The sequence below is a fragment of the Streptomyces sp. NPDC056527 genome, from assembly GCF_042794475.1.
Lineage (GTDB): Bacteria > Actinomycetota > Actinomycetes > Streptomycetales > Streptomycetaceae > Streptomyces.
This window is the reverse complement of sequence record NZ_JBHTTQ010000012.1, coordinates 36,152-61,049: the sequence shown is the minus strand read 5'-3', so window position 1 is coordinate 61,049 and position 24,898 is coordinate 36,152. Positions and strand designations below refer to the sequence as shown.

Here is a 24,898-nt window from a genome sequence, read left to right as displayed (position 1 = left end):
TGTAGTCGTCAACCGTTCATGTGCGGTGCGCAGTTGGCAAACTTACCCGTAGAGCACGGCACTCTGGTATCACCCTTCGCACGACCGGCCGAGAATGTATGGCCGGATCTCGACAGAGACACCGGAATCGGCGGAACGGAAGGGGGTTCAGGCGCGTACACACCGCAGAACTCGGCGGAAAGGAGCCTTGACCGGAATCGGCGGACGGGAGCGCGCACGGGGAATGCGTGCGGCCCCCGTCAGACACCGGCCGGATTCCGTCGGCTGCTTTTCGGCCACGCTCTCGGGACCCGAATTCGCTTTCGCGTCGGTTCCGTTCGGGCGGACGGCGTGGTCGTCGGCGTGACTGTCCGTACGACCGGAACCACCTCACCCACCTGCGGGGACGGGGCGGCCGCCGGCCGAAGGGTGATCGGTATCGTGTGTCGCCCCGGGCTCCCGCACGGAGACAGCCGCGACATCCGTCGCGGTCGACGCCCGGTGCATGGACGGATGGTGTTCTGTGGAGGGTTCCTTGGGCGGGTCACATGCCGATGCCACCGCCGCGACCGTGTGCGTCATCGGTGCGGGTCTGTCGGGGCTGGCGACGGCGCACGCGCTCTCGGTCAGGGGAGTCGACTTCGTCTGTCTGGAGAAGTCGCCGGACGTCGGGGGGATCTGGCGCCAGCCGGGGGCCGGCGAGCGCGGTCCGGCCTATCGCTCGCTGCATCTGAACAGCGCCAAGCAGCTGACCGGCTATGCCGACTTCCCGATGCCGTCCGAGCTGCCCCTCTATCCCAGCCACAGCGACGTCGCCGCCTATCTCCGTGCCTTCGCCGAGTGGGCCGGCCTGCTGCCCCGGGTCGAACTGCGCACCGAGGTGCTCTCCGTGGAGCAGGAGGCGGACGGCGCCTGGACGGTCGTCAGCCGCGACGCGCACGGAGAGGTGACGCGGCGGCGCTTCGAGCAGGTGATCGTCGCCTCGGGCCACAACACGGAGGCGGCGCTGCCGGATTCGCTTCCGCCCGGAGCCGGCTCCTTCGCCGGAACGATTCTCCATTCGATGGACTACGGCGACGGCAGCGACTTCGCCGGACAGCGCGTGGTCGTCGTGGGCATGGGGGCGTCCGGCGTGGACATCGCCGCGGACCTCTCCCGGCACGCCGCCCGGACCGTGCTCTCCGTGCGCCGGGGGCTGCACATCGTGCCCAAGCAGCTCTTCGGCATGTCCGTGGACCTGATCGCCGACGCACCGTGGTTCAACGACATGTCCTTCGACGAGCGGCGGAGCTTCGTCGAGCAGGCCCTGTTCGTGGCGCGGGGCAGGCTGTCGGACTACGGCCTGCCCGAGCCCGACCACCCCGTCTTCTCCTCTGCCGTGACCATCTCGGACGAGATTCTCAGCCGGATACGGCACGGCGGGGTGGTCCCGAGGCCCGCCATCGAATCCCTGGACGGCGACACGGTGACCTTCACCGACGGAAGCACGGTGGAGGCGGACGCGATCGTCTACTGCACAGGCTTCCGCATGGCCTTCCCCTTCCTGCCCGCCGGATGTCCGACGGACCCCCGGCAGGGGGCCGTCGAGCTGTACAAGCGGGTCGTCGCCCCCGACCGGCCCGGCCTGTACTTCGTCGGTCTGATCCGTCCCGTGGGCTCCATCACCCGCCTCGTGGAGGCGCAGTCCCGTTGGGTGGCGCGGATCGTCGACGGCGATGTCGCCCTGCCGTCCGCCGAGGTCATGCGCGAGGAGATCGGCACCTACCTGAGCGGTATAGAGGAGCGCTACGGGCGGACCGAGGGCGCCTCCATCCAGGTGGACGTCGGCCCCTATCTGCGCGAACTGCGGGAGCTGCAGGACGCGTGAGTCCGCGATCGGGTGGGGTGAAGCTCCCGGTGGCGGACTGTCGGGAAGCTTCACCGGCCCGCGCCTGCGCGTGCCTGCCCGTGTCGGTGCGTGCCCGCGCCGGTGCGTGCGCGCGTGCCGGTGTCCGTCAGTGGACGGTCTCGACCTGCCGGGACGGTGCGGCCACGGGGGGCCTGACCGCGTAGGCCTCCGAGGAGATGTAGGCGGTGACCCGCGGCGGCCTGCCCTGCTGGTGGGCGAGTCCCAGGTAGGCGATGAGCCCCACACCGTCCCTCAACCGCCGGGAGGTCACGGCGGACAGTGAGCGCAGGAGCGGGGCGGGGTCGATGCCGTGCCGGCCGAGCACGGCCATCGCCCGGTCGAGGGCCTCGCCGTCGTGCCGCGCGTAGTCGCGGACCGGGATGTAGAGGGTGAAGCCGCTCGGGCGGCCGGTCGCCGTCTCGGTGAAGGCGTGGCAGGACTGGACGGGTCTGCGGTCCAGCCTCACGTCCCGGCCGTCCGTGGCCTCGAAGCCGGTGTCGTGGCCGGCCGCCATCCGGAAGAAGCCCGTGAGCTCCGGCTGTCCGGGTCCGCCGTCCACGCGGGACAGGCGCGCCGCCTCCGGTGCCGACAGGTCGTGGTGCGCGAGGTAGACCTTGACCCGGGGTTCCTCCCAGTCACCCAGGTCCAGGGCGAAGAACAGATGGCGATCGCCCTCGGGCAGCGTCGTGAACGCCTTTCGGTGACCGAGCCGGCGCAGGGCCTCCCGTACCGTGGCGGCGGAACGTTCCTGCCCGGAGGCCGCGGGGTTCAGATAGATCTTCATCCGGGGGATTCCGCCGGGCACCAGCTCCAGCGCGCACCAGAGGGCCAGAGGGCCCTGGGGGTTCGGCGGGAAGAACAGGTCCTCCAGCTCGTCCAGGCGCTTGGTGTCGAATCCCCACCGCCGCGCCATGTCGCGGACGACCCGCAGTCCCGTACGCCCGTTCTCCGCGAGGCTGTCGGCGCCGCATCCCGGTTCGAGCAGGACCCGCAGGGTCGGATCCGCGTCGGGCACGAAGGCGAGTGAGTACTCCACTGGCGTGTGGTCGTCGGAGAGGAAGGAGTCGTCGGGGGCCGGCAGGGCGAGCGGCCGCTCGGCGACGGGGCCCAGGACCGTGAGCAACGTCCGTGCGTACTCCGCGGAGTCGGCCCCGTTCAGCCCCGCGGCCTCGCACAGCCGCAGCACCTGTCTCGCCGCGTGGTCGCCGAGTGTCTCCCCGTCGGGCGGATTCGGGCCGCCGGGCGGGGAGGCGGCCACCGACCCGTCCGCCCCTGGCCGGCGCGCCCAAGAAGATACCCGCCTGGAGGGGCGGGTATCGAGGGGGCCCAACTCGGTGGGGCACTGCATCAGATCGGCGTCGGCGGATATGTGGTCCACGACACTCCTTGCCTCGTAAACAGGTGGATGGCGCGAGGCTCACTACCCCTGAGGCGAAAGGTTCATGCCGTGACGGATGAGGCGCTTGGAATGACGTGTGTCACTTGGTGAGCCAATTGAGGAACTGGCTCCACTTTCCTCCGCGTTCGCGCTTGGCGCCCGTCGCGGCCGCCGCTTCGGGGCGCTTCGGCGCTTCGGGACGCGCCTCGGGGACGGGCCCGCGGAAGGTCTCGGCCGGGGTGAACCGGGCGGGCAGGGTGGCAAGGCCACGGTTGAAGGGGCCGGGCCGCCAGACCAGGCTGTCCTCCGGGACGGCGAGTTCGACGTCGGGGAGCTGGTTCAGCAGGTTCTCGATGGCGGTCACCGTGATCTGCCGGGCGGGCTCCTTCGACGGGCAGGCGTGCGGGCCCGCGCTCCAGGCCAGATGGGCCCGGTTGCTGCCGGCCTGACGCGCCTCCCGCAGCGCGGGCCCGGTGTTGGCGGCCGCGAAGCTGACCAGGACGAGTTCGCCCGCGCTCAGCTTCTGCCCGGCGAACTCCATGTCGTGCGCGGGATAGTGCGGCGCCAGGTTCTGCATGGGCGGGTTCTCCCACAGCGTGTCGTCGATCGCCTCGTCGATCAGACCGCCCTTGTGGGCGTACGCGTCGTGGGTGAGGAGCCGGTGCAGGGTGTTGCCGATGAGATTGCGCAGGGGTTCGTTGCCCGCCACCAGCAGGAGTGCGAGCTGATGGACCATCTCCTCGTCCGTCAGCTGTGCCTGATGCTGCATCATCCACGAGGTGACGTCGTCGCCCGGCCTGGCCCGCTTGAGCGCCACCAGCTCGCCGACGGCGCCGAAGAGCACCTCGACCGCCTTCTCGGCGTTGACGCCGTCGAACATGCCGGTGATGCCGAACTGAACCCGGTCGCCGATGTCGGCGGGGCAGCCGAAGAGCTCGTTGAACACGAACAGCGGCAGTTGCTTGGCGTAGTCACCCAGGAGATCGGCGGATCCCCGCGTACCGAACTGCGAGATGAGGAAGTTGGAGACCTGTTCGGTGCTCCGGCTCAGCCTGCGCGAGTCGACACGGGCCATGCTGTCCGTGACGGCCTGCCGCAGCCGCAGGTGCTCGGCGCCGTCGCTGAACATGCAGTTGGGCCGGTACGCGAGCACCGGGACGACCGGGCTGTCCGGGCTGATCCGGCCCTCGGCGAGGTCCCGCCAGCGGCGGGCGTCCTTGCGGAAGGAGCCGGAGTCCTGCAGCAGCTGCAACGCCGTCGCGTAGTCGGTGACGAGCGTGGCCTCCACCCCCGGAGCGAGCTCCACGGGTGCGGTCGGGCCGAAGTGACGCAGGTAGGTGTAGTACGCCTGCGGATCGGCCGCGAACTCCGGCCCGTGCAGCGGCACCCGGCCGCCGACGCTGTGTGCGGGGCACCCGGGCGGGGGGACGGGGGCGGCCGTGGGTTGAGCGTCCATGTCTGCTTCCTAGTGAGCGCGGTCCAGCAGATGCCGGACGAGTGTGATCAGCGCGTCGGCGGACGACTGCTCGTCGCGCGCGTCGCAGGTGACGACCGGGGTGTCGTCGAGCAGGTCGAGCGCCTCACGCAGTGCCCGCACCTCCCGATCCGCCGTGCCGTCGAAACGGTTGACTGCGATGGCGTAGTCGAGGCCGTACTGCTCGATCAGGTCGATCACGGCGAAGGAGTCAGCCAGCCGCTCGGGATCGACCAGAACCAGCGCTCCGAGCGCGCCGCGCGCCATGTCCTCCCACATCTGCACGAAGCGCTGCTGGCCCGGCGTTCCGAACAGGTACAGCACGACACGGTCGCTGATGGTCAGTCGGCCGAAGTCCATGGCCACCGTGGTGGTGGTCTTGCTCCGGACCCCCTTGAGGTCGTCGAACGACTCCCCCGCGCGTGTCATCGTCTCCTCGGTGGACAGCGGAGGGATCTCCGATATCGCACCGATGAAGGTGGTCTTGCCGACGGCGAAGTGACCGACGACGAGGATCTTCACGGCGATCTGCGTCGCTCCGTCACGGACGTACGCCTGCTCACCCAAACTTGGTGCGTAGTCCATTCAGCACCTCCTCGAGGATGTCTCGGTCCGCGAGCGCGGCACGCTGCACGGGCGGACGGGTGATGAGGTAGCCGCCCTCGGTGAGCGCGGAGAGAAGGATCTTCACCACACCCATGGGCAGCCGTGTGTGCCCCGCGATCTCGGCGACCGAGAGATAGCCGGCGGTGCACAGGTCCAACAGGCCCTGCTCCTCCGGGGACAGGCGCGTCGGGCGCTGCTGCTCGTCACCGGCCGCGGTGACCAGGGTGATCAGGGACAGCTGCTCCTCGTCGGGCAGCCCGCGTCCCTTGGTGATGACGTACGGACGCACTAATTCCGCGGCCTCGGGCTCCAGCTCTCCGAAGCCGCTCATGAGCGGACGCCGAGGTTCTCGCGCGGCGGCGTCGTCAGGGCCTTGCCCAACTGCCCGACGAGCTGCTGCATCCGGAAGGTGATGTCCTGCATGTCGACGTCCGGCGAGGCCGAGACGCCGAGATACGCCCCCTCCCCCGCGGAGATCAGGAAGACCCAGCCCCCGTCGAACTCGACCAGCGTCTGCCGCCACCGCAGCTGACCGCCGTCGACGAAGAACCCGAGCGAGCGGCTGAGCGACTGGACGCCGCTCATCGCGGCGGCGACGGTGTCCGCGTTGTCCTTGTCGAAGTCCTTCGTCCGGGCCATCAGCAGACCGTCGGCGGAGACGAGGACCGCATGCAACGCCCCGGGTATCTCCAAGGCGCTGTCAAGCATCCATGACAGATCGTCGTTCACGAGATCTCATGCCCTTCGCTGCTCGCATCACGTGTGCTGCTGGTTCGATCCGCGGAGTCCGGGCGGGTGGCCCGGCCGGATTGCGTGCCTCGCTGGAAGGCCCCCATGATCGCTGCGGTCTCGGCTCCCGAGCGCGTCGCCGCGGGAGCGGTCGTGCTGCCCGGGACGATGGCCATCGGCCGCTTGCGGCGGCGCTTCGGCAGGCCGTCGGCGGTCGAGACGCCGGGCACGGCGGCTTCGGGGCCGCCCGGTTCCGCCGCGGAGACCGGGGGGACGGCCGGCGTCGGGGCCTTCTTCTCCGGCATGTTGGTGAGCAGCTCGTGCGGCAGGAGGAGAACGGCGCGGACACCTCCGTACGGAGAACTGGAGTCCACGGACACCTCGAAGCCGAAGCGCTCGCAGAGCACGCCGATCACCGCGAAGCCGAACTGCGGGGGGCTGCCGAGCCCCGAGACACCGGAGACGCGCTCACTCAGGAGGAGCTTCGTGGCCTTGGCCCGCTCCTCGTCGTTCATACCGACACCGGCGTCGTCGACGACGATGCAGATGCCCTTGGGCACGGTGCGGATGTTGATCTCGACCACGGTGTCCGGGCTGGAGTAGCTGGTGGCGTTGTCGAGGATCTCGGCGAGAGCCAGCGCCACCGGTTCGACGGAGCGACTGGTGATCGCGAAGTCCACCTGCGAAAGGATCTCCACGCGCCGGAAGTGGCGGATCCGGCCCTGGGCGCTGCGGACCACGTCGTAGACCGAGGCGACGTCACGCTGTCGCCCCAGCCAGCCGTCGCACAGCACCGCGATGGACTGGGCGCGCCGGCCGAACTGCGAGTTCGTGTGGTCGATCTCCAGGAGGTCCTGGAGGATCACGGACTCGCCGTACTTGCTCTGCAGTCCGGAGATGACCGACTGCTGTTCGGCGGCAAGGCCCTGCAGCGTCCGCATCGCGGACTTGAGGACCGACTTCGTCGCGTCCTGGGCCCGCTCCTTCTCGACCTCGACGGATTTCGAGAAGCTGCTCTCCAGCTCGGTGTAATGGGCCTTGATCTCTTCGATCTCACCCCGCAGAGCCCTTGTCCCCCTGCGCTGGCGGACAATGACGGCGACTGCGCCGATGACGGCGACGAGAAGGACCCAGAGCACTGGGTTCTGTGCGTAATGCGTCATAAGACTCTCTTCAGGCGACTGACGGCCAGCTGCTGAATTCCGTCAATGCGGGTGGACCGGCGGACCCGTCCGTGCCGGTCATTGCGCGGATGGTCACCGCGGTCGGAGATGTCGTCTTCGTCCATCCCCCGCCCCGCAAGCGCGATGATCGTATCACCGGGCAACGAACAGGTGACCGATCGTCAACAGGGGGGTGCCCGGTGGGCATTGAGTGCTTTCGACGGACCTAAGCGGAACGTGCAGGCCGGACGGCTCGGAGAGTTCACGGCCGGGCGGGGCGCGCATCGCGGAGAATTCACGAAGTTGTACGAGACGGCCGGGAATTGCCGTCGTACGGCGAGGTGCGTACGGGGTGCTTCGTGTCCCTTGGTGGGGGTCTGGCCGACGGGGGCGGGCGGGTCACCGCCCGCGGAACCGGACGGACGACCGACGGCCGGTGCGGGCAGACGGGTCCGGGCGCATCGAGGCGGTCGGGGCCGGCCGACGGAGGTCCGGGCCGATGGGGCTGGTCGGGGGCCGTCCGGGCGGTCGACGGCCTGGCGCGGGACCGGTCCGTCGGTCGCGGGACCGGGCCGGGCGGCCGGGAAATCGGCCGAACCGGCCCGGTGGCCACGAGTTCGTCAGGTCGGTACGTGCTCCGGGGTCAGCGCTCGCCCGCGAGGTCCAGGTCTCCGCGGGCCGCGGCGGCCGGAGCCTGACCCTTGGGGTGGCGCCAGGGGCGCGCGATCGGGACGGAGACGCCTCGCCACCACGGGTCGGCGGGGAGCTTTCCGGAAGGCTCGAAGGGCTCGCCCGGGCGGGGGGACGCGACGGCCTGGCCGGCCTCCGCTCCCGCGTCGGTCGTCCACTCGCCGGGCTCCGCCCAGGCGTGCGGGGCCAGGTTGAAGGTGCCCCAGTGGATCGGCAGCAGGACGCCGTGCGGGCGGCCGCCCTGGAGGTCGAGATGGGCCTGGACGCCCTCGGCGGGCGTCATGTGGATGTCGGGCCAGTACTCGGTCGAGTACGCCCCGATCTGGATCATGGTCGCGTCGAAGGGGCCGTGCGCGGCGCCGATCTCGGAGAAGCCGGGGAAGTAGCCGGTGTCACCGCTGTGGAAGATCCGGTGGTCGGGGCCCGAGACGACCCAGGACGCCCAGAGGGTGTGCTGGGTGTTGCGCAGACCGCGGCCGCAGAAGTGGCGCGCGGGGGTCGCGGTGAGCCGCAGCTCGCCGATCTCGGTGGACTCGTTCCAGTCGAGCTCGCGCAGACGCGACGGGGACACGCCCCAGCGCTCCAGATGGGCGCCGACCCCCAGCGGGACCGCGAAGACCGTGTCCGTGGAGGCCAGGGCCTTGATCGTGGGCAGATCGAGGTGGTCGTAGTGGTCGTGCGAGATCACGACGACGTCGACCGGGCCGAGCGCGGCGAGCGGCAGCGGCACGGGGTGCAGCCGCTTCGGCCCGGCGAAGGTGTAGGGCGAGCAGCGGTCGCCCCAGACCGGGTCGAAGAGCACCCGGTGACCGTCGATCTCGGCGAGGACGCTGGAGTGCCCCATCCAGGTGAGGCGGAGCCCCGACACCGGGGGTCTGGCGAGGTCGGCCAGGGTGGTGGCGTGGACGGGGATCGTGCCCGTGGGGGCTCGACGCGCCCGCGCCTCCTTCTGGAAGTAGATCTTGGCGAACTCTACGGTGGAACCGGAGGGCCGGGTCCGGGCGGCCACCGGGTTCTGGAAGACCCCGTCGGCGAAGTTCGGCGAGCGCCTGATGCGCTCCCAGCGCTCGCCCGCCGGGTCGGCGCCGAAGGCCTCGGGCCGCAGGGCGCGCAGGCGGGCCCGCAGCGAGTGGTCGGAGCCGGTGCCGGTCACGAGGCCTCCTGATGGTCGGTGTCGTTCCATTATGGGCAACCCGCGCCGCTTACGGCCGGGACGATGGGCGATACTGAATCGCTGTTCAGTAATGCTCGCCGAACCCCGGAGTGTTCCCATGGGCCCCGCACCCCTGCTGTCCGTCGGCTGGACCGACCACGTGACCGGCCGTCGCGGCCATCTGGTCGTGGACCGGCTGGTGCGCGGGGTGGCCAGCGGAGGGCTGCGGATGCGCGAGGGGTGTACGGCCGAGGAGGTCGCCGGACTCGCCAGGGGCATGACCATGAAGGAGGCCCTGCACTACGACCCGACCAGTCGGTACGTGCCGCTGGGCGGCGCCAAGGGCGGCATCGACTGCGACCCGCGCTCTCCCGAGGCGTACGGCGTGCTGGTCCGCTACCTGCGGGCGATGCGGCCGTACATCGAGCGCTTCTGGACCACAGGGGAGGATCTCGGACTGACGCAGGACCTGATCGACCGGGCGGCGGCGGAAGCCGGGCTCGTCTCCTCGATCCAGGCCGTGTACCCCCTCCTGGAGGACGAGGCGGCGGCTCGGCGGCGGCTGGCGGACGCCTTCGAGGTCGAGGTGGACGGGATCGGGCTCGACGAGCTCGTGGGCGGCTGCGGGGTCGCCGAGTCGGTCCTCGTGGCGCTCGACCGGGCCGACCGGCCGTACGCGGGCACGCGGGTCTCGATCCAGGGGCTGGGAACCATGGGCGGGGCCACCGCCCGCTTCCTGGAGCGCGCCGGACTCGTCGTGGTGGCGGTCGCCGATGTGAAGGGCACGATCGTCAACCCGGAGGGGCTCGACGTCGAGGCCCTCCTCGCGGCCCGCGACGGGCACGGGACCGTGGATCGCGCGGCGCTGCGGCCCGGAGACCGGGACGAGCCGGGCGACGCCTGGATGTCGGTCGACGCGGAGGTCCTGGTCCCGGCCGCCGTCTCGTACGCGATCGACGCCCGCGCCCAGGAGCGGATCCGGGCCCGGTGGGTCGTCGAGGCGGCCAATATGCCGGTCCTCCCCGAGGCGGAGGAGCTGCTCGCCGCGCGCGGGGTCGTGGTGCTCCCGGACGTCGTCGTCAATTCGGGCACGAACGCCTGGTGGTGGTGGACGCTCTTCGGCGACATCGGGGCGGACGCGGACGAGGCGTTCGCGTACACCCGACGGGCCATGCGGTCCCTGGTGGACCGGATGCTGGACCGCGCGGAGACGGACGGCGGCACGCCACGCGCGGCGGCGCATGCGCTGGTGGAGGAGCGGCTGCCGGAGATCGCCGAGCGCTACGGCTGGTACTGACGCCGCCGGCCGCCGCGGCGCGCCGCACCCGCGTAAATGATCATGCCCGTGTCATGTGCTGTGTAGGCTGACGGACGTGGCAAGAGTGCGCTTGAGCGTGGCGGAACGGCAGGAGGAACTGCTCCGTGCCGCCGTCGAGCAGATCGAGGTACGGGGCGTGGCGGCCGTCAGGATCGCCGACGTCGCCTCCGCGCTCGGCGTCAGCAACGCGTTGGTGCTCTACCACTTCTCGACCAAGGAGAAGCTCGTCGCAGCGGCCTTCGCCTACGCCGCCGAGGGCGACCTCGCCCATCTGCGCCGCCTCCTCGGGCGGCGTACCAGCGCCCTGCGCCGGCTGCGCGCGGCCGTCCGCTGGTACGCCCCGACCGGGACTGCCAAGGGCTGGCGGCTGTGGATCGAGGGCTGGGCGGCCTGCCTGCGGGAACCCGCGCTGCGCGAGGTCGCCGGGGCGCTCGACCAGCAGTGGAAGGCCGCCCTCACCCAGGTGATCGCCGAGGGCGCGGCGGACGGCGAGTTCCCCTGCCCGGACCCGGCCGCCGCGGCCTGGCGGCTGACGGCCTTCCTGGACGGGCTCGCGGTGCAGATGACCTCGTACGCCGGCTCGCTCTCACGCGCGGCCATGCTGGAGTGGGCCGACGCGGCGCTGGCCCGTGAGCTCGGCCTCCCCTCCGTGGACGGCTCCGGGGCGCCGCCCACTCGGCCCTAGCGGATCGTGCCTCTCGGCGCCCCGGCCCCGAGTCGGCCGCGCAAGCGTCAGCCGCTGGTGGTGAGGATGTGGGCGTCGCCGGTACCCGCCCCGGCGATGCCGACCTTGCGGGCGTTGGCCCCGATGGGGTTCCAGCCCTGCCAGGAACCGCCCGCGTGGAGCACGTTGTGATACACGGTGGTGCCGTTGGCGATGGCGAGCAGCTGGGCGCCGCCGTCCGGCGTACCGGTGAGAGCGATGTCCGAGGGCGAGGAGATGCCTGGCACCCTGGCCCACGCCTGCCAACCGCCGTTCGCCTGCCGCGTGGCGTGGTAGAGCCCGCCGTCGTTGCCGACGGCGATCAGCCGGGCCGCGCCGCCCGACAGACCCGCGACGGCGACGCCGGACGCGGCGAACCCGGCGGCACCTCCGTAGCCGGCGACGCCGCGCCAGCCCTGCCAGGACCCGTTCACGTACCGGATGTTGTGGTACACCATGCCGTCGTTGCCCACGATGGCGAGTTGGAGATCACCGTTGGGAAGCCCGGTGGCCGCGACCTTCTTGGCGCCCCAGTCCGTCACCGGTGCCCAGCCCTGCCAGGAACCGTTGGCGAAACGGGCGTTGTGGTACAGCTTGCCGTCGTTGCCGACGGCGATCAGCTGGGCGTCACCGTTCGGCATCCCCGCGATGGTCACCTCCCCCGCGGCGAACCGTGCGGCGCCGTCGTACCCGTCGACCGGTGCCCAGCCCTGCCAGGAACCGTTGGTGAAGCGGGCGTTGTGGTACAGGTTGCCGTCCGTGCCCACGCCGACGACCTGGACCGAGCCGTCAGGCGTGGTGGTGATCGACTGCCGGTTCCCCGCGAAGCGGGAGGCTCCGTCGTAACCGTCCAACGGCGCCAACGGGGTCCAGTGGCCCTGCGCCGTGCGGACGGCGTGATGGAAGTCGCCGCTGTCGGACGGGACGGCGGGCGGGTAGGGATCCGCGTGGTCGGCGCCCAGGCCGGCCGCCGGACCGCAGTTCGGCCAGGCACGCTCGCCCTGAACCGCCAGCACCCGCTCGGCCGTGAGGATCTGCTGCTTCTTCGTGGCCTGGTGAGCGTAGGCGGCGTACTGCGTGCCGCCGAACTCACGCCAGGTGGAAGCGCTGAACTGAAGGCCGCCGTAGTAGCCGTTGCCCGTGTTGATGGACCAGTTGCCGCCGCTCTCGCACTGGGCCACCTTGTCCCAGGTACTGACCGAGGCGGCCTCGGCGGTGGTACCCGCCAGGGCTGAGAGCAACAGTGCGCCGACGACGGGGACGGCGGACATGACGCGATGCAGGGAACGAGTTCGGGGCATGGGTGAACGGCTCCTGTCGACAGAGCGGTGAGGGAAGAGGGGAGAGGCCCGCGCACCGCCGGACGGCGGTGCGCGGGCATCCGGACCGGCGGTCCGGGCGGATGAGCGGATCAGCGGGCGGTGGCGAGCACCTGCGCCGTGCCGTCCGGCATTCCGGCGATCGCGACCCGCTGCGCGCCGAACCTGGCCGCGCCGCCGTACCCGGCCAGCGGAGCCAGACCCTGCCAATGGCCCGCCGGGGTGCGCACGTCGTGGTAGACGTGTCCGTCGTTGCCGATGGCGAGCACCTGGGAGGAGCCGTCGGGCAGACCGGCGATGGCGATGTCACTGGCCGCCAGGCGGGAGGCTCCGCCGAACCCGGCGAGCGGAGCGAACGCCGTCCAGGTGCCGTCCGCACGGCGGACGCGGTGGTAGGTGTATCCGTCGTTGCCGACCGCGAGGACCTGCGCGGAGCCGTCGCCGACTCCGGCGATGGCGACGCTGGTGGCGGACATCCGGCTCGTGCCGACGCCGTCGAGCGGGGCGAACCCGGACCAGGAGCCGGAGGCGTGGCGGACGTTGTGGTACACGTTCCTGTCGTTGCCGACGGCAAGGACGTGGGCGTCGCCGTTCGGGGTGGTACCGACGGCCACGTCGGCCGCCGCGAAACGCGTCGCCCCGTCGTAGCCGTCGAGCCAGGCGAAGCCCGTCCACGAACCGCTCTTGAGGCGGACGGTGTGGTAGACGTTGCCGTCGTTTCCGACCGCGAGGACATGGGAGGAGCCGTCGGGGGCACCGGCGATCGCGGCGTTGCTCGCCGCGAAGCGGGACGCGCCTCCGAATCCGTTGAGCGGGGCGAATCCGGTCCACGAGCCGCTGGTGTATCGGGAGTTGTGGTAGAGGTTGCCGTCCGTACCGATGCCGACGACCTGGGCCGATCCGTCGGGGGTGCCGCTGATGCCCACACCGTGGCCGTGGAAGTACGGAGCCCCGCCGAAGCCGTTCAGCGGGGCGAACCCGGTCCAGCTGCCGTCGGCGCGGCGGTACTCGTGGAAGAAGCGCCCCTGCCACGATTCCTGGGTGGGGCCGTCCGTGATCCGGTGGTAGCGGTACGCGAGCATGCCACGGGAGTTGAGCTCCGAACGGGACACGTTGCGCTGCCGGGTCGGCCCGCTGCGTCCGTACTCCTCCATGATGACGGCGGTCTGCCTGCTGCCGTCCGTCCACCCGACGAACAGCATCACGTGGGTGTCGATGTTGTTGAGCGCGTCGCCCGGGAGCAGCGCGTCAAGTCCGCTGAGACGCGTGGAGACACCGCGCAGCGTCCAGGTGTTGAGGCTCTCGGGGAGCTGCCAGGCCATCGAGACGAAGCCGGAGCAGTCCTGGCGGTAGCGACCGCCGGTCTGGCCGTCGTACCACCAACCCCACGGGCTCTCCAGTCCGTTGGGGCTGTACGGCACCCGCAGGTCGACCCAGACGCGGCCGCGCGCGAGGACCTGCTGGCGGGTGACGGGGTCGCCGAGGTCGCCGTTGCCGAGCGAACCGTTGGACGTGGGCCGGATCCACTGACCCGAGACCAGGGTGTCGGCGTGGGCCTGTGACGCGGCCGCGACGGGAACGACAGCGGCGGCCGCGACGGCGGTGGCACCGCGAAGGATTGAGCGCCTGCTGGGCATGAGTCTCCCCTTGAGGAATTGGCTGCATGACGGAAGGCGCCCTGGGTCTCACGGACCTCCGGGGCACCTGGAGCGCCGCGCCATCCTCATCGAAGGGTTGAGCGATTGTCAATCTATAGTGAAACTACAAGGCTTCACATTTCACGTTCTCCCACGTGAGAGATCTAAACTCGCCATCTTCCGTTCAATACACTGAACTCACAAGGGTGTCCGATCACCCCGGCGGATCAGCTGCCGCCGACTGTCAGCGGGAAGGGCGGGCCGCGCGGAGCGACCCGTCGGCAGCCCTCGCGGGTGCATCATCGAACGTGGGGAGACCATCGACGAGGAGCGGCGATGAGGCTGTCCTTCCTTGAGCCCCTCTACGCGGAGCCGGGGCCGTACGCCTCCGTGTATCTGGACACCTCCCGGGACGCCGAGCATCCCGAGCGGGCGATCGCCCTGCGCTGGCAGCGATTGCGCGAGAGCCTGTCCCGTCAGGGCGCGGACGGAACGCTGCTGGACGTGCTGGAGGAGGCGGTCGGCGCCGACGCGGAGGTGCCAGGCGTGCACGGGCAGGCGGTCTTCGCCGCCCACGGCATGCTCGTCCTGGACGGGGAGCTGCCCTCGCCGCCTGAGCGTGATTCCGCGCGCTACAGCACGCTGCCGGACGCGATGCCCCTGGTCACGCAGCATGTCCCGGAGATCCCGTACATGGCCGTGGTCGTCCACTACCGCGGTCTGCCGACGGCCGAGGCCCACGGCTGGGTGACGCTGGAGGCGGAGACCGGCACCTGGCCCGCCTCCACCGTCACACCGGGTGAGCGGCTGCACCGCAGGGTCCCCGTGGCGACCTGGCACCGCACCTCCCTGCGGCTCGGCCACCGGCTGGACGAACAGGCGCGGCGCGCCCATGCCGAGGCCGTCGTCGTGGGCGGGGACGAGTGGGCGTGCAACGTGCTCGTCCGCCGCCTGCCACGCACACTGCGGGACCGGGTCGTACGCGTGGGCGGCCGCACCCCCACCGAAACCGGACGGGCCCTGCTGGAGCCGCAGCTCGACACCGTCTTCCGCGGTCACATGGCCGCGCACGACTGGGAGCTGGTGCAGATCTTCATCGGCCGGCGCGCCGTCGGCGGGCCCACGACGGAGGGTCTTGCCGCCACCGTCGCCGCCCTGCAACGCGGCCAGGTCGCGGCGCTGCTCCTCAACCGACCGCCCGGTTCCTCACCGCGGCTCTGGGTAGGCCCGCACCCCACCCAGCTCGCCCTGACGGAGCCCGAGTTGCTCTCCTTCGGCGTGCGGGCCCCGCACGAGGAACGCGCCGACGAGGCCCTCGTCCGCGCCCTCGTCGGCACCGGTGCCGAGCTGGTCGCCGTGCCCGAGAGCGAACTGGCCCTGCACGACGGCGTGGGCGCCCTCCTGCGGTACGCCGACCCCGGAACCCCGTCCTGACGCCCCTCCGCGGTGGCCGCCCCGTGTCGACCACCGGTCCGACCTCACGGATGGGGACTGACAAGGGCCCCCGGACGCCCCCGGCGCGCGGAGTTGTCGGTGCCGCTTGGTACAACTGCTCGCGTCATCCGATCAACGCCGTCCGGTGTCTGGAGCACTCATGACCATTTCGGGATATCTGCAGGAGTTCCACGGCCTGCCCGTGTTCCACTTCCCGGATCGTGACACCGTCGTCGAACTGCCGGACGCCGCTTCCGTGGCCTGGCGCGTCTCCGGCCCGACCTACTGTGAAGCCGAGGACGAGCAGTGGGAGCAGGTCTTCGCCCGCTTCCTCGCGGACGTCGACACGGAGCGGGTCCGCGCGTTGATCGTCGGCGGCTGGGACGAGGCGTACGAGAACTCGTCCGCCGCGATCGTCGCCGCGATCGTCGCGGCCAAGGACAGGCTGCCCGGTCTCGAGGCTCTCTTCCTCGGCGACATGGGCTTCGAGGACTGCGAGATCTCCTGGATCCAGCAGTCCGATGTGACGCCGCTGCTCGCGGCCTACCCCGCCCTTCGGGAGTTCGGGGTGCGCGGCGGTTCGGAGCTCGCCTTCCCGGCGATCCGGCACTCCGGACTGCGCACGCTCGTGGTGGAGTCGGGCGGTCTCGGTGCCGACGTCGTCCGTGGCATCGCCGGGAGCGACCTGCCCGCGCTGGAGAAGCTGGACCTGTGGCTCGGCACGGACGCGTACGGCGGTGACTCCTCGGTCGCCGATCTGGAGCCGCTGCTCGCCGGCGCCCGCCTCCCCGCCCTGCGCCATCTGGGGCTGCGCAACAGCGTCATCCAGGACGAGATCGCCGCCGCCGTGGCGAGCGCCCCGGTGGTCGCCCGGCTGACCCGCCTCGACCTGTCGATGGGCACGCTCACGGACGAGGGCGCCGAGGCACTGCTCGCCGGGCAGCCGCTGACCCACCTCACCCACCTCGACCTCTTCCACCACTATCTGTCGGAGAAGACGATCGAGCGGATCGTCGACACCCTCACCCCGCACGGCGTGACCGTCGACGTCGACGACGCGCAGGATCCGGAGGACGACGGCGACGGCGAGATCTACCGGTACGTCGCGGTCGCCGAATGACGCACTCCCCGCCCCTCGCGCACCCCCGCCTCGTCGTCGTCGGCAACCCGGCCAACCGACGGGTCGCGTTCTTCCGCGACGCGGTGCGGGCCGCCGGGCTGCCAAAGGTGCGGGTCGAGCCCTGGCTCGACGTCCTGCGGGGCGGGGCACGGTTCCACCCGGGCGAGATCGTCCGGCTCGAATCGCCCGGCGAGGAGCCGGAGGTCGACCGGTTGCTGCGCGGCACGGACGACCCGACCCGGGTCGAGGGCACGGGCCGCTGGTACGAGTCGTTCACCGCGGCCACGACGGAGCTCGCCCGGAGCGTGGACGACGCCGGCGCGATCCTCGTCGACGACCCCGCCGAGCTGGCGGTGCTGTTCGACAAACGGCTCGCCCACGCCCGGCTGCGCGAAGCCGGAGTCCCGGTGCCGGAGTCGCCGACATCGGGGGCGGACGCCCCCGCCGTACGGGGCTGGGCGGACGTCCGCGCCCTGATGGCGGCGTCAGGGCTGCGCCGGGTCTTCGTGAAGCTCGCCCACGGCTCGTCCGCCTCGGGGGTCCTGGCCGTGGAGACGAACAGCGCCGGCCGGGTGCAGGCCACCACCTCCGTGGAACGCGCCCCGGACGGGCGACTCTTCAACTCCCTGCGGGTGCGCCGCTATACGAGGGAGCGCGAGGTCGCAGCCGTCGTGGACACGCTCGCCCCCGACGGGCTGCACCTGGAGCGCTGGTTGCCGAAGGCGGCGCAGGGGGGCCGGGTGGCCGATCTGCGCGTGGTGGTGATCGCCGGCCGGGCCACCCACGCCGTCGTACGGACCAGCCGCTCCCCCATGACCAATCTCCATCTGGGCGGCACCCGGGGCGACCTGGGCACCGTGCGCGCGGCGATCGCAGGCGCAGGCGGCCGGTGGGCGGACGCGCTCGGCGTGTGCGAGCGGGCCGCCGAAGCATTCCCCGGGACACAGTGCGTCGGCGTCGATCTGCTTCCGGCCGTCGGCTGGCGGCGCTTCGCCGTCGGCGAGGTCAACGCCTTCGGCGATCTCCTCCCCGGCCTCACCGGCCTCCCGGGCAGCGGCGCGGAGGGCCAGGACACCTACGCGGCCCAGGTCTCCGCACTCCTCCGCAAGAGTCCTTCTCGCACCACACGTACCACCCGCACCACAGGAACGAGCACCGCGTGAACCAGCCTCCCGCACCCGACATGAACGAGATCGTGGGCAGCCACGATCTCCTCCTGGTCACGCTCGACACCCTCCGTTACGACGTCGCGGCCGAGCTCGCCGCCGCCGGCCGCATCCCGAATCTGGCCCGGCACCTCCCCGGCGGCCGATGGGAGCGCCGGCACGCCCCCGGCAGCTTCACCTACGCCTCCCACCAGGCGATCTTCGCGGGCTTCCTGCCGACCCCGGACACCCAGGGCCCGCATCCCCGCCTCTTCGCCGCACGGTTCGCGGGCAGTGAGAGCACCGCCGGCGGCACCTTCGTCCACGACACCCCCGATCTGGTCTCCGGTCTGGCGAAGGAGGGATACCGCACCGCCTGTGTCGGCGGCGTCGGCTTCTTCAACGGCCAGGGCCCCCTCGGCTCCGTGCTGCCCGGTCTCTTCCACGAGAGCCACTGGGAGCCCGACTTCGGCGTCGCCTCCCCCACCTCCTTCGAGTCCCAGGTGACCCGAGCCGAGGAGATCGTCGCCGCGCTCCCGCACGAGGCGCGCCTCTTCCTCTTCGTCAACGTCTCCGCGCTGCACCAGCCCAACTGGTTCCATCTGCCCGGCGCGACCCGGGAGTCCGGCGACACCCGCGCCTCGCACGCGGCGGCGCTCGAGTACGTCGACCGGCACATCGGCCGGCTCTTCACCGCCATGAGCAGCCGTCGAAGCTGCTTCGCGATCGTCTGCTCCGACCACGGCACGGCCTACGGGGAGGACGGCTTCACCGGTCATCGCTTGGGCCACGAGGTCGTGTGGACCGTCCCGTACACCCACTTCTTCCTGGCCGGCCCGGAGCGGGAGGCCGTCGCATGACCGGGACCCCGCGTCCGTACGAGAGCTATGTCTACGCCTACCCGCACAAGACCGCGTACCGGAAGCTCCCCGACCCCACGCCCTCCCTCGCGGCTCTGTGGGCGGACGAGCCGAAGGACGCCCTCTCCCTCTATGCGCACATTCCGTTCTGCGAGGTCCGCTGCGGCTTCTGCAACCTCTTCACCCGGATCGGCGCCCCGGACGAACTGACCAGCCGCTATCTCGACGCGCTCGACCGGCAGGCGACAGCCGTACGGGAGGCGCTCGGCGACGCCGAGCCGGTCCGCTTCGCCACGGCCGCCTTCGGCGGCGGCACCCCCACCTTCCTCACCGCGGGCGAGCTGGAGCGGCTCTGCGACATCGCGGAGAAGCGGATGGGCGCGGATCTGCGGGCCGTCCCGCTCTCCGTGGAGACCTCGCCCTCGACGGCGACGGCCGACCGGCTCGCGGTCCTGTCCGAGCGGGGCGCCACCCGGCTGAGCATCGGGGTGCAGAGCTTCGTCGAGGCCGAGGCCCGCGCGGCCGTTCGTCCCCAGCGCCGCGCCGATGTCGAGGCCGCGCTCAGTCGCATCCGGGACACCGGCGTCCCCGTCCTCAACATCGATCTGATCTACGGCATCGACGGCCAGACCGAGGAGTCCTGGGTTCGTTCCCTCGACGCGGCACTCGCCTGGGCGCCCGAGGAGCTCTACCTCTATCCCCTCTACGTCCGTCCGCTCACCGGCCTCGGCCGGCTCTCCCCCACCGCGGACCGGGAGTGGGACGAGCAGCGTCTGCGGCTGTACCGCCACGGCCGGGACCATCTGCTCGCGCGGGGATACGAGCAGGAGTCGATGCGGATGTTCCGGCGCGCCGACGCCACGCCGCAGGGCGCCGACGACTACGCCTGCCAGACCGACGGGATGATCGGACTGGGCTGCGGGGCGCGCTCGTACACCTCCTCGCTGCACTACTCCTTCGACTACGCCGTCGACATGAGAGAGGTCCGCTCGATCATCGACGCCTACACCGGGACGGGGGACTTCACGCGCGCCCAGGTCGGCCGGTGGGTCGACGCGGACGAGGCGCGCCGTCGCCATCTGCTCCAGTCCCTCCTGCAGGCCCGGGGCATGTCCACGGCCGCCTACGAGGAGCGGTTCGGCACGTCTCCGATCGCGGACTTCCCGGCCGAACTGGGCCGGTTCGAGACGCTCGGCTGGCTGGATCCGACGGCGCCCGCCGGGCTGCTGCGGCTGTCGCCCGAGGGTCTGGCCCACTCGGACGCGCTCGGTCCCGCGCTCTTCTCGCCGGCCGTCCGGGCGGCGATGGCCGCCTACGAGCCGAAGTAACGGGGGTGACGGCATGGACCTGACGATCCTCTACCGGGGCCCTCTCGCCTCCTGCGACTACGACTGCCCCTACTGTCCCTTCGCCAAGCGCCGCGACAGCCGTGAGCAGCTGCGCGCCGACCGCGCCGCGCTGGAGCGCTTCTCCGCCTGGGCGGCCGGGCAGACCGGCGACCGGCTGAGGATTCTCTTCACCCCGTGGGGCGAGGGCCTGGTCCGGTCCTGGTACCGGCGCGCCCTCACCGAGCTGTCGCGCCTCCCGCACATCGAGCGGGTGGCGATCCAGACGAATCTCAGCTGTCGCACCGACTGGCTGGCCGAGGCCGATCCCGAGACCCTCGCGCTCTGGTGCACGTACCACCCGGGGCAGACGCCCTACGACCGCTTCCTCGCCAAGTGCCGTGACCTGGCCGCCCGGGGCACGCGTTTCAGCGTCGGGATCGTCGGCCTGCCCGATCACCGGGAGCACGCCCGGCGGCTGCGGGACGATCTCCCACCCGAGGTCTACCTCTGGGTGAACGCCGCCGAGGGGCACACGTACACCGATGGGGAGGCCGAGGGCTGGACGGCCCTCGACCCCCTCTTCCCGTACAGCCGTCGTCCGCACCCCTCGGCCGGTCTCCCCTGCCGGACCGGCGAGTCGGTGATCTCGGTGGACGGTGACGGGACGGTGCGACGCTGCCACTTCGTGAAGGCCGAGCTCGGCAACCTCTACGACGGTTCGTACCGCGCGGCCCTGCGGCCACGCGCCTGCCCCCTCGCCGTCTGCGACTGCCACATCGGATATGTCCATCTGGAGACGCTGCCGCTGTACGACGTGTTCGCGGGCGGCGTCCTGGAACGCGTCCCCGCCGCGCTCACAGAGGCATGAGGTCCGGCCGCTTGGCCTCCACGTAGTCCCCCGAGCTCTCACCCCGCAGCCGCCTGCCGATCCACGGCACGAGGTACTCCCTGGCCCAGTTGATGTCGTCGCGGCGCACCTCCAGCGTGCCGCGCGGCGGCAGCGGCGGCCACGGCTGGTCCGGGTCGGCCGGCACCTCCAGACCGAGGACCTGGGCGGCGCGCAGCGCGACCCGGGTGTGGCCCTCGGGCGAGAGGTGCAGCCGGTCGTCGTCCCAAGCCCGCCTGTCCTGCACCGACTTGAGCGACCACAGGTCCAGGACCGGGCAGCCGTAGCGGTCGGCGACGGCCCGGACATGGGCCGTGTAGGTGGCGATCTTGCCGCGCAGATGGCGCAGCACGGGTACGTCGCGGGTGTCGAAGCCGGTCGTCACCATGACCGTGCCGACGGCCGAGGTCAGATCGGCGACGGCGCGCTCGAAGCGCTCGGCGACGTCGTCCGGGTCGGTGCCCGGGCGGATGATGTCGTTGCCCCCCGCGCAGAAGGTCACCAGGTCGGGGGCGAGCTCCTTCGCCCTGGGGACCTGCTCCTCGACGATCTGGTCGAGGAGGCGGCCGCGTACGGCCAGGTTGGCGTATCGGAATGCGTCGTGCTCCGGCAGCTGGTCGGCGAGCAGGACCGCGAAACGGTCCGCCCATCCGACGTACTTCCCGTCGGGGCCGGGGTCTCCGACGCCCTCGGTGAAGCTGTCACCGATCGCCGCGTACGACCCGAATACGTCCATGTCTCTTGATCTCGAATCGTCTGCCACGGGAACTCATCTTTCCCTTATGGGTGTGACCTACGCGACCGTAAGGAGGGGTTGACGCCGGGTGAGATACGCCACCGGTCAAGATTCCGCCAAGCCGGAATACGGCGGTACGCGAAGGGGCCCGGCACACAGGTGCCGGGCCCCTTCGGATGCTGGGTGTACGTCAGATGCTGACGCCGTGCGAGCGCAGGTAGGCCAGCGGGTCGATGTCCGAGCCGTAGCTCGGTCCGGTGCGGATCTCGAAGTGCAGGTGCGGACCGGTGGAGTTGCCGGTCGAGCCGGAGAGACCTATCTCCTGGCCGCCGGTGACGGTCTGGCCGGCGGAGACGCCCAGGGAGGAGAGGTGGGCGTACTGCGAGAACGTGCCGTCGGCGTGCTGGATGACGACCTCGTTGCCGTACGAGCCGCTGTTGCCCGCGGAGTAGACGGTGCCCGCGCCGACGGCCTTGACCGAGGTGCCGGAGGAGGCGATGAAGTCGACACCGGTGTGGTAGCCGGAGGACCACATGGCGCCGGAGGCGCGGTACGGGGTGGAGATGCCGCCGCTGACCGGGGCGACCCAGCCGGAGGACGCGGCCTTGGCGGGGGCGGCCTGCGCCGGCGTGGACGCCGGGGCCTGGGTGGACTCGACCGTGCCGCGGTCGCTGCTGCGCGAGCTGCGCTCGCCCGAACCGGTGGAGGACTTCTCCGCCTTGGGCGCGGCCTTCGGGGCGGCCTTGGGCGCGGCGGCCTTGGCCGTCGACTTGGCGCCGAGGGTGAGCTTCATGCCGGGAAGGATCAGCGAGGGGTTCCCGCCGACGACCTGGCGGTTGTCCTCGTAGAGCTTCTTCCAGCCACCCGCCAGGTGGTGCTCGGAGGCGATCTTCGACAGGTAGTCGCCACGCACGACGGAGTACGTCTTCGGCTTGGCGGCCTTGTCGGCGGCCGGGGCCTTCGCGGGAGCGGCGGCGACGGCGGCGACGGCCTGCTCGGGCGTCACGGTCGGGGCGCCCTTGTCGGCGGCGTGGGCTCCGGTCGCACCGAGGAGCGGCAGGGCGACGACGGCGCCACCGGTGCCGGCGGCGACGAATCCGCGCGTGATCGGGTTGGCCTTGGGACGGCGATGCTTACCCTTTGCGGGCATGGCGAATTCCTCTCCGTCGCCTGCGAGGTGAGCTGTCGGGTTCGGACTGGAGATGTCCGGCCGCGTTCTCACGCGGCTTAACCCCAAGCCGTCCGGATCGACCGGTTCGGCGTACTTACCTGGGTCCCCCGCTCCTGCCTTACGTGGATGGGTGCGGATTCCGGGCGGTGGCAGGATTCGGCGGTCCGACCGGATTGACGGTGACCGTAGACGAGCGGGGTCGGCGCGAACAAGCCACCACTTTTCTCTCGCATTCAGGGCCGGGATATCCGCGCCGAATTCCGGTCACCCTCCGTGGAGGGCGGAACCTCGATCCCCTTTTCCGGTACGGAGTTTGCCCGGAACGATCAGGCACGGTCCGTCACTTTTATGACGCTGCTCACGCATGGGAACCCATCTCCCCTATTAACAGGGCGCGTTATGCCTAAGGGCCCAATTCGGACAGAACACCCATTCCCATGCCCCGGGGGTGTGCGCAGCCGACGCCACCCGGGATGATTGGCCGAGGAACCGATCTCGATCAGCCAACCTTCAGGAGCACTCGTGACGCAGCAGCTGCCTCAGGTCCCGTCGACCGAACCCGAGCTCACGGGGGTACGCAACTTCCGGGACGTGGGCGGCCTGCCGACCGTGAACGGCGGATCGGTGCGGTTCGGACGCCTCTTCCGCAGCGGCCACCTCGCGCACGCCACCGAGGAGGACGCGGCCTTCCTCTCCACCCTCGGACTGCACACGATCTTCGACTTCCGCAACCAGGCGGACCGGAAGGTCGAGGGCCCGGACGTCGATCTTCCGGGTGTACGAAATGTGAACATACCGCTCAACGACCCGGCCGACGGCAAGGAGTTCTGGAAGCTGGTCAGCACGGGCGAGCTGGAGCAGCTCCGCGCCATCCTGGGCGACGGCAAGGCGGCCGCCCGAATGTCTGATTCGTACCGGAAGATGATTGTCGAGCGGACCGCGGAGCACAGCCGCATCCTGCATGCGATGGCCGAGGACAGCGTTCCCGCGCTGATGCACTGCGCGGCCGGCAAGGACCGCGCGGGCCTGTCGATCGCCATCTCGCTGCTCGCGGTGGGCGTCGAGCGCGAGGCGATCGAGGCCGACTACGTGAAGTCGAACGACCCGCACCGCCGGTACAAGGTGCGCCGCAGCTCCACCGCCGCGGACGCCATGTCGCCCGAGGTGATGGAGCTGCTCAGCCCGCTCTTCGACGCGCGCGTCGAGTACCTGCGGGCCGCGTTCGAGACGATCGAGCAGAACTGGGGCACGGTCGAGAGCTACCTCACGGACGGCCTCACGCTCGCCCCCGAGACTCGGGAGCGGCTGCGCGAGCGGCTCGTCGCCGAGGCGTGACCCTGCCCGCTACTGGTTCTGCCCGCCGAGCATGAACAGCAGGTAGAGGAAACCGGCGAAGAGGTGCCCGGCCACCAGATAGGCGAAGAGCCGGAGCACAAGACCCTTGGGGAACTTGCCCCCGTCGCGCTCTTCACCGGTGACAGGTGCGGACTTCTCGGACATATCCGACCCTTCCGAAGGGCTCAGCGCAGATGCGGGGTTCCGTCGCCGAGGCACAGCTCGGCGGCGGGGCTCTGCATCAGCGTGTGGACGAAGAGCAGCTCGGCCCCGCCGCGGCCGGCGGCTCCGATGCGGTGCGGGGTGAGCGAGTCGAAGTGCGCGCTGTCCCCGGGATCCAGGACGTGCACGGTGTCGCCGAGTGCGAGGCGCACCTGACCTTCGAGGACGTGGAGCCATTCCTCCCCGGGATGGACGCGCACGATGTCGCTCCGGGTGGCGTACGGCACATGGACCCGAAGCGCCTGCATCGCACGACCGGGTCCGCCGGCCTGGCGGTAGATCCAGCCGTCGGCCTCGACGGGCTCTGACCGGCCCGCCCTGACGACCGGATCACGCTCCGGCGGAACCTCGCCCAGGAGCTCGGCGACCGTCGTACCGTAGATGCGGGCGAGAGCGAGCAGCATGGGCAGCGAGGGTTGCCTGCGGCCCGTCTCCAGCCGGGAGAGATGGGCCGGGGAGAGACCGGCCCGCTGGGCGGCGGCCTCCAGGGTCAGCCCGCGCCGTCGGCGCAGGGCTCGCAGCTGGGGCGCGACGTCCGGCAGGGCCTCGGGCGCGTCCGGTGCGGCGGGGTCCGGGGACGGCTCCCCGGGGAGGTGCTCCATGCCTCCATTCCGCCAGGATCTT

Annotated in this window: 23 protein-coding genes and 1 riboswitch; of the genes, 10 read left to right on the top strand and 13 right to left on the bottom strand. The window is 71.2% G+C overall.

Features of this window, described 5'->3' with window-relative positions; all coding sequences use genetic code 11:
• Positions 1 to 514: 514 nt before the first annotated feature.
• Entirely contained in the window at positions 515 to 1,846 is a 1,332-nt protein-coding gene (locus ACFQ7Q_RS09535) for a flavin-containing monooxygenase (RefSeq protein ID WP_383551738.1), read from the top strand.
• A gap of 127 nt (positions 1,847 to 1,973) precedes the next feature.
• On the opposite strand, the gene ACFQ7Q_RS09530 is transcribed toward ACFQ7Q_RS09535, so the two are convergent.
• The 7 genes from ACFQ7Q_RS09530 to ACFQ7Q_RS09500 all read right to left on the bottom strand — a co-directional run bounded on the left by ACFQ7Q_RS09530 (position 1,974) and on the right by ACFQ7Q_RS09500 (position 9,090).
• On the bottom strand, positions 1,974 to 3,125 hold the full coding sequence (locus ACFQ7Q_RS09530; protein WP_383551736.1) for a tryptophan dimethylallyltransferase family protein: 1,152 nt from the start codon (positions 3,123 to 3,125) through the stop codon (positions 1,974 to 1,976).
• 220 nt (positions 3,126 to 3,345) lie between these two features.
• A complete protein-coding gene (locus ACFQ7Q_RS09525) occupies positions 3,346 to 4,701 on the bottom strand; it encodes a cytochrome P450 (RefSeq protein WP_383551734.1) in 1,356 nt (451 codons plus the stop codon).
• Positions 4,702 to 4,710: 9 nt separating this feature from the next.
• The gene (locus ACFQ7Q_RS09520; RefSeq protein ID WP_383551732.1) at positions 4,711 to 5,304 is read right to left on the bottom strand and encodes an ATP/GTP-binding protein; all 594 of its coding nucleotides are present in this window, start codon (positions 5,302 to 5,304) and stop codon (positions 4,711 to 4,713) included.
• Positions 5,279 to 5,656, bottom strand: coding sequence for a DUF742 domain-containing protein (locus tag ACFQ7Q_RS09515; protein WP_383551731.1), 378 nt, complete (start codon positions 5,654 to 5,656; stop codon positions 5,279 to 5,281). The genes ACFQ7Q_RS09520 and ACFQ7Q_RS09515 overlap by 26 nt, the downstream gene beginning before the upstream one ends.
• Entirely contained in the window at positions 5,653 to 6,054 is a 402-nt protein-coding gene (locus ACFQ7Q_RS09510) for a roadblock/LC7 domain-containing protein (protein ID WP_329113631.1), read from the bottom strand. Before ACFQ7Q_RS09510 ends, ACFQ7Q_RS09515 begins: the two co-directional genes overlap by 4 nt.
• Entirely contained in the window at positions 6,051 to 7,217 is a 1,167-nt protein-coding gene (locus ACFQ7Q_RS09505; protein WP_383551728.1) for an ATP-binding protein, read from the bottom strand. Before ACFQ7Q_RS09505 ends, ACFQ7Q_RS09510 begins: the two co-directional genes overlap by 4 nt.
• A gap of 643 nt (positions 7,218 to 7,860) precedes the next feature.
• Positions 7,861 to 9,090 (bottom strand): MBL fold metallo-hydrolase, encoded by a 1,230-nt coding sequence (locus tag ACFQ7Q_RS09500; protein ID WP_383551726.1) that lies wholly within the window; start codon positions 9,088 to 9,090, stop codon positions 7,861 to 7,863.
• A gap of 88 nt (positions 9,091 to 9,178) precedes the next feature.
• On the opposite strand from ACFQ7Q_RS09500, the gene ACFQ7Q_RS09495 reads away from it, so the two are divergent.
• Positions 9,179 to 10,357 carry a Glu/Leu/Phe/Val dehydrogenase dimerization domain-containing protein gene (locus ACFQ7Q_RS09495; protein WP_383551725.1) on the top strand — a complete coding sequence of 393 codons (1,179 nt, stop codon included), beginning with the start codon at positions 9,179 to 9,181 and terminating at the stop codon, positions 10,355 to 10,357.
• A gap of 76 nt (positions 10,358 to 10,433) precedes the next feature.
• Positions 10,434 to 11,063, top strand: coding sequence for a TetR/AcrR family transcriptional regulator (locus tag ACFQ7Q_RS09490; protein WP_383551723.1), 630 nt, complete (start codon positions 10,434 to 10,436; stop codon positions 11,061 to 11,063).
• Between the two features lie 47 nt (positions 11,064 to 11,110).
• On the opposite strand, the gene ACFQ7Q_RS09485 is transcribed toward ACFQ7Q_RS09490, so the two are convergent.
• Together ACFQ7Q_RS09485 and ACFQ7Q_RS09480 are read right to left on the bottom strand one after the other, a co-directional pair.
• Positions 11,111 to 12,382 (bottom strand): transglycosylase family protein, encoded by a 1,272-nt coding sequence (locus tag ACFQ7Q_RS09485; RefSeq protein ID WP_383551721.1) that lies wholly within the window; start codon positions 12,380 to 12,382, stop codon positions 11,111 to 11,113.
• A 110-nt stretch (positions 12,383 to 12,492) separates the two neighbouring features.
• Positions 12,493 to 14,037, bottom strand: a complete 1,545-nt coding sequence (locus tag ACFQ7Q_RS09480) for a hypothetical protein (RefSeq protein ID WP_383551719.1) — start codon at positions 14,035 to 14,037, stop codon at positions 12,493 to 12,495.
• A gap of 336 nt (positions 14,038 to 14,373) precedes the next feature.
• Between ACFQ7Q_RS09480 and ACFQ7Q_RS09475 the strand changes: the two genes are divergently transcribed.
• From ACFQ7Q_RS09475 to ACFQ7Q_RS09450, 6 genes are all read left to right on the top strand, one after another.
• A complete protein-coding gene (locus ACFQ7Q_RS09475; protein WP_383551717.1) occupies positions 14,374 to 15,471 on the top strand; it encodes a hypothetical protein in 1,098 nt (365 codons plus the stop codon).
• A gap of 160 nt (positions 15,472 to 15,631) precedes the next feature.
• Positions 15,632 to 16,591 carry an STM4015 family protein gene (locus ACFQ7Q_RS09470; RefSeq protein WP_383551715.1) on the top strand — a complete coding sequence of 320 codons (960 nt, stop codon included), beginning with the start codon at positions 15,632 to 15,634 and terminating at the stop codon, positions 16,589 to 16,591.
• Positions 16,588 to 17,754: an STM4014 family protein gene (locus ACFQ7Q_RS09465; RefSeq protein ID WP_383551713.1), complete on the top strand. Its 1,167-nt coding sequence runs from the start codon at positions 16,588 to 16,590 to the stop codon at positions 17,752 to 17,754. Before ACFQ7Q_RS09470 ends, ACFQ7Q_RS09465 begins: the two co-directional genes overlap by 4 nt.
• 20 nt (positions 17,755 to 17,774) lie before the next feature.
• The gene (locus ACFQ7Q_RS09460) at positions 17,775 to 18,596 is read left to right on the top strand and encodes an STM4013/SEN3800 family hydrolase (RefSeq protein ID WP_383551837.1); all 822 of its coding nucleotides are present in this window, start codon (positions 17,775 to 17,777) and stop codon (positions 18,594 to 18,596) included.
• Positions 18,593 to 19,924 (top strand): STM4012 family radical SAM protein, encoded by a 1,332-nt coding sequence (locus ACFQ7Q_RS09455; RefSeq protein ID WP_383551711.1) that lies wholly within the window; start codon positions 18,593 to 18,595, stop codon positions 19,922 to 19,924. Before ACFQ7Q_RS09460 ends, ACFQ7Q_RS09455 begins: the two co-directional genes overlap by 4 nt.
• A 13-nt stretch (positions 19,925 to 19,937) precedes the next feature.
• Positions 19,938 to 20,792 carry an STM4011 family radical SAM protein gene (locus ACFQ7Q_RS09450; RefSeq protein WP_383551709.1) on the top strand — a complete coding sequence of 285 codons (855 nt, stop codon included), beginning with the start codon at positions 19,938 to 19,940 and terminating at the stop codon, positions 20,790 to 20,792.
• Here the strand turns inward: ACFQ7Q_RS09450 and ACFQ7Q_RS09445 are convergent.
• Positions 20,779 to 21,573: an SGNH/GDSL hydrolase family protein gene (locus ACFQ7Q_RS09445; protein ID WP_383551707.1), complete on the bottom strand. Its 795-nt coding sequence runs from the start codon at positions 21,571 to 21,573 to the stop codon at positions 20,779 to 20,781. The genes ACFQ7Q_RS09450 and ACFQ7Q_RS09445 overlap by 14 nt on opposite strands.
• Before the next feature lie 163 nt (positions 21,574 to 21,736).
• Complete coding sequence (locus tag ACFQ7Q_RS09440) at positions 21,737 to 22,696, bottom strand: peptidoglycan DD-metalloendopeptidase family protein (protein ID WP_383551706.1); 960 nt, start codon at positions 22,694 to 22,696, stop codon at positions 21,737 to 21,739.
• Positions 22,697 to 22,700: 4 nt separating this feature from the next.
• Positions 22,701 to 22,889, bottom strand: a riboswitch (cyclic di-AMP (ydaO/yuaA leader).
• A 350-nt stretch (positions 22,890 to 23,239) separates the two neighbouring features.
• Between ACFQ7Q_RS09440 and ACFQ7Q_RS09435 the strand changes: the two genes are divergently transcribed.
• Complete coding sequence (locus tag ACFQ7Q_RS09435; protein WP_383551704.1) at positions 23,240 to 24,052, top strand: tyrosine-protein phosphatase; 813 nt, start codon at positions 23,240 to 23,242, stop codon at positions 24,050 to 24,052.
• Between the two features lie 9 nt (positions 24,053 to 24,061).
• Here the strand turns inward: ACFQ7Q_RS09435 and ACFQ7Q_RS09430 are convergent, their stop codons facing one another.
• A complete protein-coding gene (locus tag ACFQ7Q_RS09430; RefSeq protein ID WP_376435691.1) occupies positions 24,062 to 24,217 on the bottom strand; it encodes a DUF6126 family protein in 156 nt (51 codons plus the stop codon).
• A 20-nt stretch (positions 24,218 to 24,237) separates the two neighbouring features.
• Positions 24,238 to 24,876 (bottom strand): XRE family transcriptional regulator, encoded by a 639-nt coding sequence (locus ACFQ7Q_RS09425; protein WP_383551702.1) that lies wholly within the window; start codon positions 24,874 to 24,876, stop codon positions 24,238 to 24,240.
• Positions 24,877 to 24,898: the final 22 nt, after the last annotated feature.

What these genes read in the sequence shown, in the direction of transcription:
- ACFQ7Q_RS09525 (WP_383551734.1), bottom strand. Translation starts at nt 4,701, where the DNA reads ATGGACGCTCAACCCACGGCCGCCCCCGTCCCCCCGCCCGGGTGCCCC.
- ACFQ7Q_RS09520 (WP_383551732.1), bottom strand. Translation starts at nt 5,304, where the DNA reads ATGGACTACGCACCAAGTTTGGGTGAGCAGGCGTACGTCCGTGACGGA.
- ACFQ7Q_RS09515 (WP_383551731.1), bottom strand. Translation starts at nt 5,656, where the DNA reads ATGAGCGGCTTCGGAGAGCTGGAGCCCGAGGCCGCGGAATTAGTGCGT.
- ACFQ7Q_RS09505 (WP_383551728.1), bottom strand. Translation starts at nt 7,217, where the DNA reads ATGACGCATTACGCACAGAACCCAGTGCTCTGGGTCCTTCTCGTCGCC.
- ACFQ7Q_RS09500 (WP_383551726.1), bottom strand. Translation starts at nt 9,090, where the DNA reads ATGGAACGACACCGACCATCAGGAGGCCTCGTGACCGGCACCGGCTCC.
- ACFQ7Q_RS09495 (WP_383551725.1), top strand. Translation starts at nt 9,179, where the DNA reads ATGGGCCCCGCACCCCTGCTGTCCGTCGGCTGGACCGACCACGTGACC.
- ACFQ7Q_RS09485 (WP_383551721.1), bottom strand. Translation starts at nt 12,382, where the DNA reads ATGCCCCGAACTCGTTCCCTGCATCGCGTCATGTCCGCCGTCCCCGTC.
- ACFQ7Q_RS09480 (WP_383551719.1), bottom strand. Translation starts at nt 14,037, where the DNA reads ATGCCCAGCAGGCGCTCAATCCTTCGCGGTGCCACCGCCGTCGCGGCC.
- ACFQ7Q_RS09475 (WP_383551717.1), top strand. Translation starts at nt 14,374, where the DNA reads ATGAGGCTGTCCTTCCTTGAGCCCCTCTACGCGGAGCCGGGGCCGTAC.
- ACFQ7Q_RS09470 (WP_383551715.1), top strand. Translation starts at nt 15,632, where the DNA reads ATGACCATTTCGGGATATCTGCAGGAGTTCCACGGCCTGCCCGTGTTC.
- ACFQ7Q_RS09465 (WP_383551713.1), top strand. Translation starts at nt 16,588, where the DNA reads ATGACGCACTCCCCGCCCCTCGCGCACCCCCGCCTCGTCGTCGTCGGC.
- ACFQ7Q_RS09460 (WP_383551837.1), top strand. Translation starts at nt 17,775, where the DNA reads ATGAACGAGATCGTGGGCAGCCACGATCTCCTCCTGGTCACGCTCGAC.
- ACFQ7Q_RS09455 (WP_383551711.1), top strand. Translation starts at nt 18,593, where the DNA reads ATGACCGGGACCCCGCGTCCGTACGAGAGCTATGTCTACGCCTACCCG.
- ACFQ7Q_RS09450 (WP_383551709.1), top strand. Translation starts at nt 19,938, where the DNA reads ATGGACCTGACGATCCTCTACCGGGGCCCTCTCGCCTCCTGCGACTAC.
- ACFQ7Q_RS09440 (WP_383551706.1), bottom strand. Translation starts at nt 22,696, where the DNA reads ATGCCCGCAAAGGGTAAGCATCGCCGTCCCAAGGCCAACCCGATCACG.
- ACFQ7Q_RS09430 (WP_376435691.1), bottom strand. Translation starts at nt 24,217, where the DNA reads ATGTCCGAGAAGTCCGCACCTGTCACCGGTGAAGAGCGCGACGGGGGC.
- ACFQ7Q_RS09425 (WP_383551702.1), bottom strand. Translation starts at nt 24,876, where the DNA reads ATGGAGCACCTCCCCGGGGAGCCGTCCCCGGACCCCGCCGCACCGGAC.